Annotated in this window: 12 protein-coding genes; 6 read left to right on the top strand and 6 right to left on the bottom strand. The window is 61.2% G+C overall.

What is annotated here, in order from left to right; translation table 11 throughout:
• Positions 1-55 precede the first annotated feature (55 nt).
• The 3 genes from HZ99_RS22455 to HZ99_RS22445 all read right to left on the bottom strand — a co-directional run bounded on the left by HZ99_RS22455 (position 56) and on the right by HZ99_RS22445 (position 2,488).
• Complete coding sequence (locus HZ99_RS22455; RefSeq protein ID WP_038446133.1) at positions 56-1,159, bottom strand: NADH:flavin oxidoreductase; 1,104 nt, start codon at positions 1,157-1,159, stop codon at positions 56-58.
• 225 nt (positions 1,160-1,384) lie between these two features.
• Positions 1,385-1,867, bottom strand: a complete 483-nt coding sequence (locus tag HZ99_RS22450) for a glutathione peroxidase (RefSeq protein WP_038446132.1) — start codon at positions 1,865-1,867, stop codon at positions 1,385-1,387.
• 135 nt (positions 1,868-2,002) lie between these two features.
• A complete protein-coding gene (locus HZ99_RS22445; protein ID WP_017476012.1) occupies positions 2,003-2,488 on the bottom strand; it encodes an FKBP-type peptidyl-prolyl cis-trans isomerase in 486 nt (161 codons plus the stop codon).
• Here HZ99_RS22445 and HZ99_RS22440 point away from each other — a divergent pair.
• The 3 genes from HZ99_RS22440 to HZ99_RS22430 are packed head-to-tail and all read left to right on the top strand — an operon-like array spanning position 2,457 to position 5,855.
• Complete coding sequence (locus HZ99_RS22440) at positions 2,457-2,795, top strand: DUF3565 domain-containing protein (RefSeq protein ID WP_038446128.1); 339 nt, start codon at positions 2,457-2,459, stop codon at positions 2,793-2,795. The genes HZ99_RS22445 and HZ99_RS22440 overlap by 32 nt on opposite strands.
• Positions 2,796-2,855: 60 nt before the next feature.
• On the top strand, positions 2,856-4,955 hold the full coding sequence (pta, locus tag HZ99_RS22435) for a phosphate acetyltransferase (RefSeq protein ID WP_038446126.1): 2,100 nt from the start codon (positions 2,856-2,858) through the stop codon (positions 4,953-4,955).
• Positions 4,956-5,855, top strand: a complete 900-nt coding sequence (locus HZ99_RS22430) for an acyltransferase (protein WP_038446124.1) — start codon at positions 4,956-4,958, stop codon at positions 5,853-5,855.
• A 178-nt stretch (positions 5,856-6,033) separates the two neighbouring features.
• On the opposite strand, the gene cysN is transcribed toward HZ99_RS22430, so the two are convergent.
• From cysN to HZ99_RS22415, 3 genes are all read right to left on the bottom strand, one after another.
• Positions 6,034-7,932: a sulfate adenylyltransferase subunit CysN gene (cysN, locus tag HZ99_RS22425; protein ID WP_038446122.1), complete on the bottom strand. Its 1,899-nt coding sequence runs from the start codon at positions 7,930-7,932 to the stop codon at positions 6,034-6,036.
• Positions 7,933-7,941: 9 nt separating this feature from the next.
• The gene (gene cysD, locus HZ99_RS22420) at positions 7,942-8,859 is read right to left on the bottom strand and encodes a sulfate adenylyltransferase subunit CysD (protein ID WP_038446121.1); all 918 of its coding nucleotides are present in this window, start codon (positions 8,857-8,859) and stop codon (positions 7,942-7,944) included.
• 239 nt (positions 8,860-9,098) lie between these two features.
• Positions 9,099-9,857: a Nif3-like dinuclear metal center hexameric protein gene (locus tag HZ99_RS22415; protein ID WP_038446119.1), complete on the bottom strand. Its 759-nt coding sequence runs from the start codon at positions 9,855-9,857 to the stop codon at positions 9,099-9,101.
• A 102-nt stretch (positions 9,858-9,959) separates the two neighbouring features.
• Here HZ99_RS22415 and algW point away from each other — a divergent pair, with 102 nt between their 5' ends.
• From algW to HZ99_RS22400, 3 genes are all read left to right on the top strand, one after another.
• Complete coding sequence (gene algW, locus HZ99_RS22410; RefSeq protein WP_038446116.1) at positions 9,960-11,114, top strand: Do family serine endopeptidase AlgW; 1,155 nt, start codon at positions 9,960-9,962, stop codon at positions 11,112-11,114.
• Positions 11,115-11,189: 75 nt separating this feature from the next.
• Positions 11,190-13,298, top strand: coding sequence for a TonB-dependent siderophore receptor (locus HZ99_RS22405; RefSeq protein WP_038446113.1), 2,109 nt, complete (start codon positions 11,190-11,192; stop codon positions 13,296-13,298).
• A gap of 12 nt (positions 13,299-13,310) precedes the next feature.
• Positions 13,311-14,030 (top strand): DUF4198 domain-containing protein, encoded by a 720-nt coding sequence (locus tag HZ99_RS22400; RefSeq protein ID WP_038446111.1) that lies wholly within the window; start codon positions 13,311-13,313, stop codon positions 14,028-14,030.
• The last annotated feature ends 30 nt before the right edge of the window (positions 14,031-14,060 follow it).

The raw sequence follows: 14,060 nt of genomic DNA, 5'->3' as shown, positions 1-14,060 counted from the left end.
TGCAATCAACCTGTGGGAGCGGGCTTGCCCGCGATGGCGCCCGTCAATTCACCACTTAAACCAGAGTGGTCAACGCTTCACGACTGAACGGCAGGATATCGCCTTCACGCCCCTCACGTACTTTCACCGCCCAATCCGGGTCGACCAGCAATGCACGACCCACGGCCACCAAATCAAACTCATCGTTATTCAAGCGCTCCAGCAGTTTTTCCAGGCTCGCGGGCTGCGCGATTTTGTCGGTGTTGACCATGAACTGCAAAAACTCGCCATCCAGGCCAACACTGCCCACGGTAATGGTCGGCTTACCCGTGAGCTTGCGGGTCCAGCCTGCCAGGTTCAACTCGGAACCCTCAAACTCCGGTTCCCAGAAACGCCGCGTGGAACAGTGGAAAATATCCACGCCGGCGTCAGACAGCGGCTTGAGAAACTCACCCAGCGCCTCGGGGGTCTGCACCAGGCGTGCGGTGTAATCCTGCTGCTTCCATTGGGAGAAGCGGAAAATGATCGGAAACTCGGGACCTGTGGCAGCCCGCACAGCCTGGATTAGCTCAATGGCAAAACGCGAACGGTTGGCCAGGCTGCCGCCGTACTCATCCGTGCGCTGGTTGCTGCCTTCCCAGAAGAACTGGTCGACCAGATACCCGTGGGCGCCGTGGATTTCCACACCGTCCATGCCAATGGACTGGGCATCCTTGGCAGCCTGGGCGAAGGCGGCAATCACTTCCTTGATGTCCTGGACCGTCATGCCATGGACCACCACGTTGCCATCCTTGAGTTTTTCCATCGGGCCATAAGCCGGGATGCTGGCATCCGGCTCGGTACCGATGCGCCGCACGCTGCCGACGTGCCACAGCTGCGGGACGATCTTGCCGCCCTCGGCATGCACGGCATCGACCACTTTCTTCCAGCCCGCCAGTGCGGCTTCACCGTAGAAATGCGGGACATTCGGATAACCGTTGGAAGCCTGGTGCCCCACCACCGTGCCTTCCGTGATGATCAGGCCCACGCCGGCCGCCGCGCGGCGGCGGTAGTACTCGATCACTTTGGAATTGGGTACGCCACCAGGGGAAAACGAACGGGTCATTGGCGCCATGACCACACGGGACGGCAATTGCAGTGCACCGAGCTGGAAAGGTTTGAACAAGGCTTGGACAGGCATGGAAGCACTCCGCACGAGAGAAATTTTATGATACGGATAATATGGAGCGCTGGCAGTGCTGAATAGCACTATTGATTTCAGTGATTAATATGCAAAAGCCGGGAGCTACACAGCACACTGCAGGAGCCGGCTTGCCGGCGATGCTCGTTAACGGTGACGTTATACAACTGCCACCCCGAAGCGCGCTTTCGGGCGTCATCGCCGGTAAGCCGGCTTCTACACAGATCAGGCCAGGGCCTTTTCGATGGCTTGGATGATCGTGGGGTCATCAGGCGCAGTGCGCGGGGAGAAACGCGCCAAAACCCGCCCATCCTTGCCCAGCAAAAACTTCTCGAAATTCCAGGTGATATCCCCAGGGAACTCGGCGCCCTCACCCGCCAGCAAGCGGTACAACTGATGACGGTCAGGGCCGTTAACCTCCAGCTTGCTGCCCAGGGGAAAGCTCACGCCATAGTTGAGGCTACAGAATTCCTGGATCTCTTCTTCAGTCCCCGGCTCCTGGCCAGCAAACTGATTGCACGGCAGGCCCAACACGGTGAAGCCCTGGCCCTTGTATTGCTGGTAGAGGTTTTCCAGCGCCGCATACTGCGGGGTCAGCCCACACTTGGAGGCGACATTGACCACCAGCACGACTTGCCCCTTGTAGGGCGCCAGAGGCAGCTCCTGACCATCCAGGGCTTTGAGTTTAAGGTCGTGGAAAGCACTCATGACGAACTCCAGATTTCCCATATTCTGTGTAACGGCCATTCGAGATTACAGCCGCCAAGTCGGCAAGAATAGCCGCCAATCAAAAAAGGCGCCCGAAGGCGCCTTTCTTTTCAACTGACTGGCCGTAGCCGTCAATCAATGGTGGTGACCACCCTCGCCGTGCACGTGGCCGTGAGCCACTTCTTCCTGGGAAGCGTCGCGGATGGCAACGATCTTGACCTGGAAGTTCAGGCGCTGGCCGGCCAGCGGATGGTTGCCGTCAACAGTGACATCATCGCCGTCCAGGTCACGGATGGTCACGATCTGCATCTGGCCGTCCGGTGCGGAAGCGTGGAACTGCATGCCCACTTCCAGCTCGTCGACGCCTTCGAACATGCTGCGGCTCAGGGTGCTGACCAGTTCGGCCGAGTACTCGCCGTAGGCATCTTCAGGTTCTACGGCAACGGTCAGCTCATCACCGACCTCTTTGCCTTCCAGGGCCTTTTCCAAGCCCGGGATGATGTTACCTGCGCCTTGCAGGTAGACCAGCGGCGCGCCACCGGCGGAGCTGTCGATGACCTCACCGGCGTCGTTGGTCAGGGTATAGTCAATGGAGACAGCCTTGTTGGCGGCGATCGGCATGGGGCGAGACCTTTTGCATAAGAATGAAGAACGGACAAGTCTAAACAAGGATTTGCCCGAAAGCGAACACAACCCGGACAGACGGAGTCGATCCATGGACCCGACGGTCGTCGGATTTCACCAGGACGCGGACGGCCACTGGGTCGCCGCGCTGTCCTGCGGCCATACGCAGCACCTGCGCCACCAGCCGCCCTGGCAATCCCGGGGCTGGGTGCTGGATCCGGCGCAACGCCTGGCAAAAATAGGCCAGCCCTTTGCCTGTGGCTGGTGTGCGCAGCGCCCGGATAACGATACCCTTGGCACTTGATTCCCGGTCGGCGCGCAGCCATAGCGCGCCACCGAAGCCATGCACCTCCAGAGAACTCGCATGCAGACTTTTTTTATCGCGCCCACCGATTTTGGTGTGGGCCTGACCTCCATCAGCCTTGGGCTGGTGCGTACCCTTGAGCGGGCCGGGCTGAAAGTCGGCTTTTTCAAGCCCATTGCCCAGCCGCACCCTGGCGACACCGGGCCGGAGCGCTCCACTGAGCTGGTGGCCCGAACCCACGGCCTGAAACCACCGCAACCACTGGGCCTGGCCCATGTCGAGCGGATGCTCGGTGATGGCCAGCTCGATGAGCTGCTCGAAGAAATCATCACCCTGTATCAGCAGGCCGCCGTGGGCAAGGACGTGCTGATTGTCGAAGGCATGGTGCCAACCCGCAGCGCCAGCTACGCGGCGCGGGTCAACCTGCACCTGGCAAAAAGCCTGGATGCCGAGGTGATCCTGGTGTCGGCCCCGGAAAACGAGGTACTGACCGAATTGTCCGGGCGCGTGGAATTGCAGGCGCAACTGTTCGGCGGCCCAAAAGACCCGAAAGTGCTCGGCGTGATTCTCAACAAGGTGCAGACCGACGAAAGCATGGAAGTGTTCGCCGCGCGCCTCAAGGAGCATTCGCCGTTGCTGCGCAGTGGCGACTTCCGACTGCTGGGGTGTATCCCGTTCCAACCGGAACTCAATGCGCCACGCACCCGCGACGTGGCCGACCTGATGGGCGCGCAGGTACTCAACGCCGGCGACTATGAAACCCGGCGCATGAACAAAATCATCATCTGCGCGCGCACCATGCGCAACACCGTGGAGTTGCTCAAGCCCGGCGTACTGGTGGTGACGCCAGGGGATCGCGACGACATCATCCTCGCCGTCAGCCTGGCCGCGATCAATGGCGTGCCCCTGGCCGGCCTGCTGCTGACCAGCGACACCCTGCCCGACCCACGCATCATGGATCTGTGCCGCGGCGCGTTCCAGGCCGGGTTGCCGGTGCTGTCGGTGAGCACCGGCTCCTACGACACCGCCAACCAGCTCAACAGCCTGAACAAGGAAATTCCGATTGATGACCGTGAACGGGCCGAGATCATCACCGACTTCGTCGCCAGTCACCTGGATGCGCGCTGGCTGCACCAGCGTTGCGGCACGCCACGGGAGATGCGCCTGTCGCCGGCGGTGTTCCGCTACCAGTTGATCCAGCGCGCCCAGGCGGCCAACAAGCGCATTGTGCTGCCCGAAGGCAGCGAGCCGTTGACCGTGCAAGCCGCCGCCATCTGCCAGGCCCGGGGAATCGCCCGTTGCGTGCTGTTGGCCAAACCGGCCGATGTCGAGGCCGTGGCTCGCGCCCAAGGCATCGAACTGCCCGAAGGCCTGGAGATTCTTGACCCGGACCTGATCCGCGAGCGCTATGTCGAACCGATGGTGGCACTGCGCAAGAGCAAAAGCCTCAACGCACCGATGGCCGAGCAGCAACTGGAAGACACCGTCGTGATCGCCACAATGATGCTGGCCCTCGATGAGGTGGACGGCCTGGTGTCCGGGGTCATTCACTCCACCGCCAATACCATCCGCCCGGCCCTGCAACTGATCAAGACCGCACCGGGCTGCACCCTGGTGTCATCGGTGTTTTTCATGCTGTTCCCCGAGCAGGTGCTGGTGTACGGCGACTGCGTGATGAACCCGCACCCAAGCGCCGCGGAACTGGCGGAAATCGCCCTGCAAAGCGCCGATTCGGCCGCCGCCTTCGGCATCACCCCGCGCGTGGCGATGATCAGCTATTCCAGCGGTGACTCGGCCAGTGGCGAGGAGGTGGAGAAGGTCCGCGAGGCCACCCTGCTGGCCCACGAACAACAAAGCTCGCTGCTGATCGACGGCCCGTTGCAATACGACGCCGCGGCCAACGAAAACGTCGCCCGGCAACTGGCGCCCAACAGCCTGGTGGCGGGCAAGGCGACGGTGTTTGTGTTCCCCGACCTCAATACCGGCAACACCACCCACAAGGCGGTGCAGCGCAGTGCCGACTGCGTCAGCCTCGGCCCGATGTTGCAGGGCTTGCGCAAACCCGTGAACGATCTGCCCCGTGGGGCCCAGGTGGATGACATCGTCTACACCATTGCCCTGACCGCGATTCAAGCCGCCAACCGACCTATGGATATCTAAATGCTGGATTTTCTGCCTGCCGCCGTACGCGGAGTGATCGCCTCGCTGCTGCTTGCGTTGAATACGATCCTTTTGTGTTCATTCCTGTTTATCGTCGCGTTGTTCAAGCTGCTGCCATTTGCCAAGCGCCTGAGCGAGTGGCTGATGAACCACACCCATGAAGCCTGGATCAGCAACAACAAGGCCTGGATGAACCTGGTGCAGCGCACCCGCTGGCACCTCAAAGGCCTTGAGGGCCTGGATTATCAGCACTCATACCTGGTGACCAGCAACCATCAGAGCTGGGTCGACATCATGGTGTTGCAGTACGTGCTCAATCGACGGATCCGCCCGCTGAAGTTTTTCCTCAAGCAAGAGCTGATCTGGGTGCCGGTCATTGGCCTGGCCTGGTGGGCCTTGGGCTTTCCCTTCATGAAGCGCTACACCAAGGCTTACCTGGAAAAACACCCGGAGAAGAAAGGCAAGGACCTGGAAACCACCCGCAAGACCTGTGCAAAGTTCCGTGACAACCCGGTAGGCATTTTCAACTTTGCCGAAGGCACACGCTTTACCCCAGGCAAACACGCGCAACAGCAGTCGCCATTTCGTTACCTCCTCAAGCCCAAGGCCGGTGGTATTGCGTTTGTGCTGGATGCCATGGGTGAGCAGTTGAAGTCATTGGTGAACGTGACGATCCACTACCCGGGCGGGCGTCCGGGGTACTGGGACTTGCTGTGCGGCAATGTCAAAGACGTGGTTGTGCAGTTTGAAGAGGTGCAGATCCCGGCCGAGTTCATTGGCAAGAACTATGAGCAGGACGCGGAATATCGGCTGGCGTTCCAGGGCTGGATCAATGGCCTGTGGACTGAAAAGGATGCCCTTCTAGACCAGCTTCACACGGATTACCCTACCCGTCGCTGAGCAAAAATGTGGGAGCGGGCTTGCTCGCGAAAGCGGTGTATCAATCAAAAAATAAAGTGACTGACACTGCGCTTTCGCGAGCAAGGCCGCTCCCACATTTGGCCGAGTTGTTTGCAAGAGCCCATAAAAAAGCCCGCCACCGAGTGATCGGTGGCGGGCTTTTTTATGGCAACGCGGTTTAGATCGCGCCGCGCTGACGCAACAGTTCCAGCACTTGCTTGACGCTGTCTTCCAACGACAGGGCCTGGGTGTCGATCACCAGGTCGGCATTCAACGGCACGTCATACGGGAACGACTCGCCAGGAATGTTATCCCCTCCGGCAGCGTACAAGCCTTGCGGATCGCGCTCGGCACACACCAGCGGCGAGGCCTGCACGTACACCGTGAGCAGACGATCACTGCCAATCAACACCTTGGCCTGTTCACGGCCTTCGGCATCGGGCGCAACGAAGGCCGCCAGGGTCAGCAAGCCGGCTTCGTTGAACTGGCGCGCCACGTGGGCAGCACGCCGCCAGTTCTCGGTACGTCCGGCACGGTCTTGCGCCAAGCCCTTGTTCAGGTCGTGCCGCAGGTTCTGGCCATCGAGTACGAACACCGCGCGCCCCATGTCGAACAGCTTGCGCTCAACCGCGTAGGCCAACGTGCTCTTGCCGGCGCCCGACAGGCCGCTGAACAGTACAGTGGCCGGCTGCTGGCCGAAGCGCTGGGCGCGTTCTTCGGTGGCCACGTGGGCCAACTTGCCGTGTTGCGCCGCACCGCCGTGCACCGCGGGCGGTGCGATGATCATGCCCGCCGCCACAGTGCCGTTGGTCAAACGGTCGATGACGATAAACGCGCCGGTGGTGCGGTTGCTGTCGTAACCGTCCAGGGCGATGACGGCGTCGAGGCTGACCTTGACCCGGCCGATCTCGTTCAACTGCAAGGCACTGGCCGGGCCTTCTTCCAGGGTGTTCACGTCCACGCGGTGCACGATGCTGGTGATGGAGCCCGGCACATAGCTGGTAGCACGCTTGATGTCATATTTCTTGCCCGGCAGCATCGGTTCTTCGGCCATCCACACCAGCATGGCGTCGAAGGCGTCGGTCACTTGCGGCACGCTGTCGGCATGCACCAGCAGGTCGCCACGGGAGATATCGATCTCGTCTTCCATGGTCAGGGTCACGGCCTGGCCTGGGCCTGCGTGTTCCAGTTCGCCTTCGAAGGTGACGATGGACTTGACGCGGCTGCTCTTGCCCGACGGCAGCACCACCACTTCGTCGCCCTTGTGCACGATGCCGCTGGCCAGGGTGCCGGCAAAACCACGGAAGTTCAGGTTCGGACGGTTGACGTACTGCACCGGGAAACGCAGGTCGGTGTAGTTGCGGTCGTTGGCGATCTCGACGGTTTCGAGGATCTCCATCAGCGACTGCCCGGTGTACCAGGGCGAGCGTTCGCTCTTGTTCACCACGTTGTCGCCCTTGAGCGCCGACATCGGCACGAATGCCAAGGTGCTTGGCTTGAACGCGATACCGTCGGCGAACTTCAGGTAATCCGCCTTGATGGACTCGAATACGTCTTGGTCAAAGCCATTGATGTCCATCTTGTTGACGGCCACCACAATGTGTTTGATGCCCAGCAACGAGGCGATAAAGCTATGGCGCCGGGTCTGCGTCTGCACGCCGTAGCGGGCGTCGATCAGGATGATCGCCAGGTCACAGGTGGAGGCACCGGTAGCCATGTTGCGGGTGTACTGCTCGTGGCCCGGGGTGTCGGCGATGATGAACTTGCGCTTGGCAGTGGAGAAATAGCGGTAGGCCACATCGATGGTGATGCCCTGCTCGCGCTCGGCCTGCAGGCCGTCGACCAGCAGCGCCAGGTCGATATCGTCACCGGTGGTGCCGACTTTCTTCGAGTCGCGGGTGATGGCTTCCAGGTGATCTTCGTAGATCATCTTCGAGTCGTGCAGCAGGCGCCCGATCAGGGTGCTCTTGCCGTCATCGACGTTGCCACAGGTCAAAAAGCGCAGCATTTCCTTGCGTTCGTGCTGGCCCAGGTAGGCGAGGATGTCCTCGCTGATCAAATCAGATACGTGCGACATGACAACCCCTTAGAAATAACCCTGACGTTTTTTGTCTTCCATGGAGCCGGCGCCATCGTGGTCGATGACACGGCCCTGGCGCTCGGAAGTTCGCGTCAGGAGCATTTCCTGGATGATGTCCGTCAGCGTCTCGGCTTCGGACTCCACCGCGCCCGTCAACGGGTAGCAGCCAAGGGTACGGAAACGTACTTTCTTTTTGACGATACGGGCTTTGTCTTCGTCGGACAGGTGCTCAAGGATGCGCTCGTCGTCGATCATGATCAGCGTGCCGTTCTTCTCGATCACTTCACGCTCGGCGGCGAAGTACAGCGGCACGATCGGGATGCCTTCCAGATAGATGTACTGCCAGATATCCAGCTCGGTCCAGTTGGACAGCGGGAATACACGGATCGACTCGCCCTTGTTGACGTTGCCGTTGTAGACGTTCCACAACTCCGGGCGCTGGTTTTTCGGATCCCAGCGGTGCTTGCTGTCGCGGAACGAGTACACGCGCTCTTTGGCGCGGGATTTCTCTTCATCGCGACGGGCGCCGCCGAACGCTGCGTCGAAACCATGCTGGTCCAAGGCTTGTTTCAGGCCTTCGGTCTTCATGATGTCGGTGTGCTTGGCGCTGCCGTGGGTGAACGGGTTGATGCCCTGCGCCACCCCGTCCGGGTTGACGTGGGTGATCAGGTCCAGGCCCAGTTCCTCGACCATGCGATCGCGGAACTTGTACATTTCCTGGAATTTCCACTGGGTGTCCACATGCATCACCGGAAACGGCAGCTTGCCCGGGAAGAATGCCTTGCGCGCCAGATGCAGCATCACGGCGGAGTCTTTGCCGATGGAGTAGAGCATCACCGGGTTGTCGAACTCGGCGGCAACCTCACGGATGATGTGGATGCTCTCCGCCTCCAGCTGTTTCAGGTGCGTCAGTTTGTCGACCATGGCTACTCACGGGAAAACGATTCTTTTTGGACGGCCGGCGGGCCGTGTTCGAGCGAGGCATGCTAGCACAGCACCTGCTTCTATTCAGGGAGCCAGCTAGAACGAAACGGTATATGGATATACCACCTCGTTCGCCCCCGTAGGAGCCGGCTTGCCGACGATGACGTCCTTGAATTCAATGCATGACTCCAGGGCCTCATCGCCGGCAAGCCGGCTCCTACAGAGGGCGAGGCGCAGGCTTAAATCGGGTTGGGGCAGTCGATGAACAGATGTTCCAGGGCAAAGCGCCGGGCCAGGTAATCGCCCAGGGCCTGCACGCCATAACGCTCGGTGGCGTGATGGCCGGCGGCGATAAAGCTGATGTCGTTTTCCCGGGCGCTGTGGAAGGTCTGTTCCGACGCTTCGCCGCTCAGGTACAGGTCGACGCCGGCGGCCACGGCCTGATCGATATAGCCCTGGCCGCCGCCCGTGCACCAGCCCACGCGGCGGATCATCGCGCTGCCTTTGATCAGCAGCGGTTCACGGCCCATGGCTTCCTGCACGCGGCGGGCGAAATCCCGCGCCGACAGCGGCTCGGCCAGGGAGCCCACGAGGCCGACGACCTTGAGGTTGTCCGGGTCCAGCGGGCCTTCGACGGTGATATCCAACTGACGGGCCAACTGTACGTTGTTGCCCACCTCCGGGTGCAGGTCCAGCGGCAGGTGGTACGCCAGCAGGCTGATGTCGTGCTTGAGCAGGGTCTTGAGGCGGCGCTGTTTCATGCCGGTGATGCACGGGCTTTCGCCTTTCCAGAAATAGCCGTGATGCACCAGCACCAGGTCGGCCTTGGCCTCGACTGCGGCGTCGAGTAGCGCCTGGCTGGCGGTCACGCCACTGACAATACGCAACACCTGCGGTCGCCCTTCGACCTGCAGGCCATTGGGGCAGTAATCGGCAATTTTCGCGCTGTTCAAGTAGCGATCCGCTTCTTCAACCAGGGTGCTCAGGGCGACGGCCATAAAAGACTCCTAAATATCCCGTTCAGAGGCGCTCGCGGCCTCGTATAATGCGCGACATTATGGGCGCTCCCACGCCCCCTGCAACCTGTCAGGACTTACTTGATGCTCAAGGCGCTGCGTTATTTTGGATGGCCATTGTTGGCCGGCGTGCTGATCGCGATGCTGATCATTCAGCGTTATCCGCAATGGGTCGGCCTGCCAAGCCTGGACGTCAACCTGCAACAGGCACCGCAAACCAGCGCGGTGCAACAAGGCCCGGTGACCTACGCCGATGCGGTGGTGGCCGCCGCGCCTGCGGTGGTCAACCTGTACACCACCAAGGTCATCAATAAACCGGCGCACCCACTGTTCGAAGACCCACAGTTCCGGCGCTTTTTCGGTGACAACTCGCCCAAGCAGCGCCGCATGGAGTCGAGCCTTGGCTCCGGGGTGATCATGAGCCCCGAGGGCTACATACTGACCAACAACCATGTGAGCACCGGGGCCGACCAGATTGTCGTGGCCCTGCGCGATGGCCGCGAAACCCTGGCGCGGGTGGTGGGCAGCGATCCGGAAACCGACCTTGCGGTCCTGAAAATCGACCTCAAGAACCTGCCGTCCATCACCATCGGCCGCTCCGAAGGACTGCGCGTCGGGGATGTAGCGCTGGCGATCGGCAACCCGTTCGGCGTCGGCCAGACCGTGACCATGGGCATCATCAGCGCCACCGGGCGCAACCAGTTGGGCCTCAACAGCTACGAAGACTTTATCCAGACCGACGCGGCCATCAACCCGGGCAACTCCGGCGGCGCGCTGGTGGATGCCAACGGCAACCTGACAGGCATCAACACCGCGATTTTCTCCAAGTCCGGCGGCTCCCAGGGCATCGGCTTCGCGATCCCGGTGAAGCTGGCGATGGAAGTGATGAAATCGATCATAGAGCACGGCCAGGTGATTCGTGGCTGGCTGGGGATTGAAGTGCAGCCGCTGACCAAGGAGCTGTCGGAATCCTTTGGCCTGACCGGGCGACCGGGCATCGTCATTGCCGGCATCCTGCGCGGTGGCCCGGCAGAAAAAGCCGGGATGCAAGTGGGTGATGTGATCCTCAGCATCGACGGCGAGCCAGCGGGCGATGGCCGTCGTTCGATGAACCAGGTGGCGCGGATCAAACCCACGGAAAAGGTCGCGATCCAGGTCATGCGCAACGGCAAAGAGATCAAACTGCTGGCCGAAGTGGGCCTGCGACCACCACCAGCACCGGTTAAAGAGCAAGAATAAAGGCCGACCCTTAAGGAGATACATTCTCAACAGTCATGTTATATTATTTCAATATTGATATTGGAATGTTAGACCATGACGTCTCGAAAGTTTGTGCCCCTGGCCGGTCTCGCCTTGGGGCTGCTGGTGGACCCGGTGTTCGCAGAAGACACCAACCCCCTTGAATTGGGCACCACCCGTATCACCGGCGAGGCGTATGAGTCCGCTACCGGCCCGGTCAAGGGTTACCGCGCGACCCGCTCGGCCAGCGCTACCAAGACCGACACGGCCCTGCGGGATATCCCGCAATCAATCAGTGTGATTCCCGCCACGGTGCTCAAAGACCTGGGCAGCAGCAACGTCGAACGCGCCCTGGAATTTGCCGGTGGCGTGTCCAAGCAGAACAACTTCGGTGGTTTGACCCTCTACGAATACAGCATTCGCGGCTTCACCACCTCGGAGTTCTACCAGGACGGTTTCAGCGCCAACCGCGGCTACCCCAGCACGCCGGACGCGGCCAATATCGAACGCATCGAAGTGCTCAAGGGCCCCGCCGCCAGCCTGTATGGCCGTGGCGATCCCGGCGGCACCGTGAACATCGTCACCAAGAAGCCCCAACCCGAAGCCTTCACCACCGTGCAGACCAGCGCTGGCAGTTGGGACCGCTACCGTACCGCCCTCGATATCAACACCCCACTGGACAGCGAAGGCCGCGTTCTCTCGCGGGTCAACCTGGCGGTAGAGGACAACCACAGCTTTCGCGACCATGTGCAGAGCAAACGGGTATTTGTCGCACCCTCGTTCAGTTGGCAATTGGACCCGGACACCAGCCTGCTGGTGGAAAGTGAGTTCGTGCGCCACAGCTCCACGTTCGACCGCGGCCTCGTCGCGCCCAATAACCGCTGGAGCGGCATGTCCCGCTCGACCTTCCTCGGCGAGCCCAACGACGGTGATATCGACAACCACAACAACCGCCTGCAAGCCACCCTCGAACATCATTTGAACGATGCCTGGAAGCTGCGCCTGGCCAGCCACTACAAACAGGGCAGCCTGTGGGGCGAGGCCTCGGAGAACCGCGCGCTGAATGCCGACGGCCACACCATCAACCGGCGCTACCGCCAGCGCTCCATGGGTTGGCACGACAGCATCACCCAACTGGAGCTGCGCGGCCTGTTCGAGGTGGGCAGTTGGCAGCACGAACTGCTGATCGGCACCGAGTACGAGGATTACCGCAAGAAAGAACGGGTGACCGCCATCGCCGGCAGCTACCCCATCGACATCTACCGGCCGGTTTATGGCCAGCCCAAGCCCACCGGCCTGCGCTCGGGCAGTGACTTTTTCACCCAGGTGAAAAGCCAGGCGCTGAACCTGCAAGACCAAATCGTCTTTACTGACCGCCTGCGCGGTGTGGTGGGCGTGCGTCTGGAGCACGTCGAGCAACGTTCGCAGGACTTCACCCGTCACAATGCCAAGAGCCAGAAAACCCACGACGTCATGACCCAGCGGGCGGGCCTGCTGTATCAATTGACTCCACAAGTGGGCCTGTTTGCCAATGCCTCCACCTCGTTCAAACCGCAAAGCGAGCTGGACGCCGCCGGGGATTTCCTCAAGCCCGAGGAAGGCGTCGGCTATGAAGTGGGCATCAAGAGTGAGCTGTTCGACGACCGTCTGAGCACGACCCTGGCCGCCTTCCATATCGAAAAGGAAAACACCCTGGCCACCGACCCGGCCACCGACACCAAACGCGCCATCGGCAAGGCCCGCAGCCAGGGTTTCGACCTGCAACTGACAGGGCAACTGACAGATGCTGTGCGGGTGATCGGGGCCTTTGCCTACATTGATGCCGAAGTGACCAAGGGCGACAAAGAAATCCCCGCTGGCAGCCGCATTCTTGGCGTGGCCAAGCGCAGTGGCAGCCTGCTGGGGGTGTATGAATTCCAGGATGGCGTGCTGCGCGGTTCCGATCTGGGGGCAGCCTTCACCTACGTGGGGGATCGCTCGGGCGAGGCCGGCAAACGCTTCGAGCTGCCGGCCTACCACACCGTCGACCTGCTGGCCCATTACAAGGCCAGCGATAACGTCACCGTGGGCCTGAACCTCAACAACCTGTTCGACGAAAAGTACTACGAGCGCTCCTACAGCAACTACTGGGTCAACCCCGGAGAGCCGCGCAACTTCACCGTCAGCCTGACCCTCAACCTGTAAAAGGACCTCACCATGCAAGCGCTCAAATCATTGGCCGTGCTCGGCCTGCTGTTCGCCACCCAGGTCTCGGCCCATGGCCTGTGGACCGAGCAGCGCCGGGGCCATATCGAGGTGGTCTACGGCCACGGTGCCGAAGACGAAGCGTTCAAGGCGAAAAAGGTCAGCGGTGCGTGGGCCTATGACACCCATGGCCGGATGATCCCGGTGACCGTGCAACGCCTGGACGACCAGGCGCGCCTGCAACCACTCAAGCCTCCTGCCGTACTGGCCGTGGCGTTTGATAACGGCTTGTGGTCGCAAACCCCGGACAAGAAGTGGGTGAACGAGGGCCGCAGCCAGGTGCCCGGCGCCATCGCAACCACCCAGGCCCTGAAGTACAGCCTGGCGATCTATCAGGCCGGGGCGAAACTGCCCAGCCTGGGCCAATTGAAAATGGTGATCGTGCCCGAGGTCGACCCACTGACTATCGGCCCCGGCAAGCTGCTGCCCGTGCGAGTGCTGATCGATGGCAAGCCGGCGGCCGGGATCAAGTTGATCGGCGACTACCGCAGCGCGCCCAATACCTTGAGCACCGAGACCGACCAGGATGGCCGGGCCCAGGTGCTGGTACGCAACGAGGCGTTGAATGTGATTGCGGCGCAGGTGGAAGTGCCGGTCAAAGGTGACAGTGAGGTGCAGAACCGTGCGCTGTTCAGTTCACTGACCTTCCTCGGCCAGCCCCATCACGAATAACCCCACAGAATCTGCAGGAGCCGGCTCCGA

Source organism: Pseudomonas fluorescens (assembly GCF_000730425.1).
In the GTDB taxonomy this organism is placed as follows: Bacteria; Pseudomonadota; Gammaproteobacteria; order Pseudomonadales; family Pseudomonadaceae; genus Aquipseudomonas; species Aquipseudomonas fluorescens_X.
The sequence above is the reverse complement of the archived record's forward strand: the minus strand, read 5'-3'. Positions and strand labels throughout refer to the sequence as shown.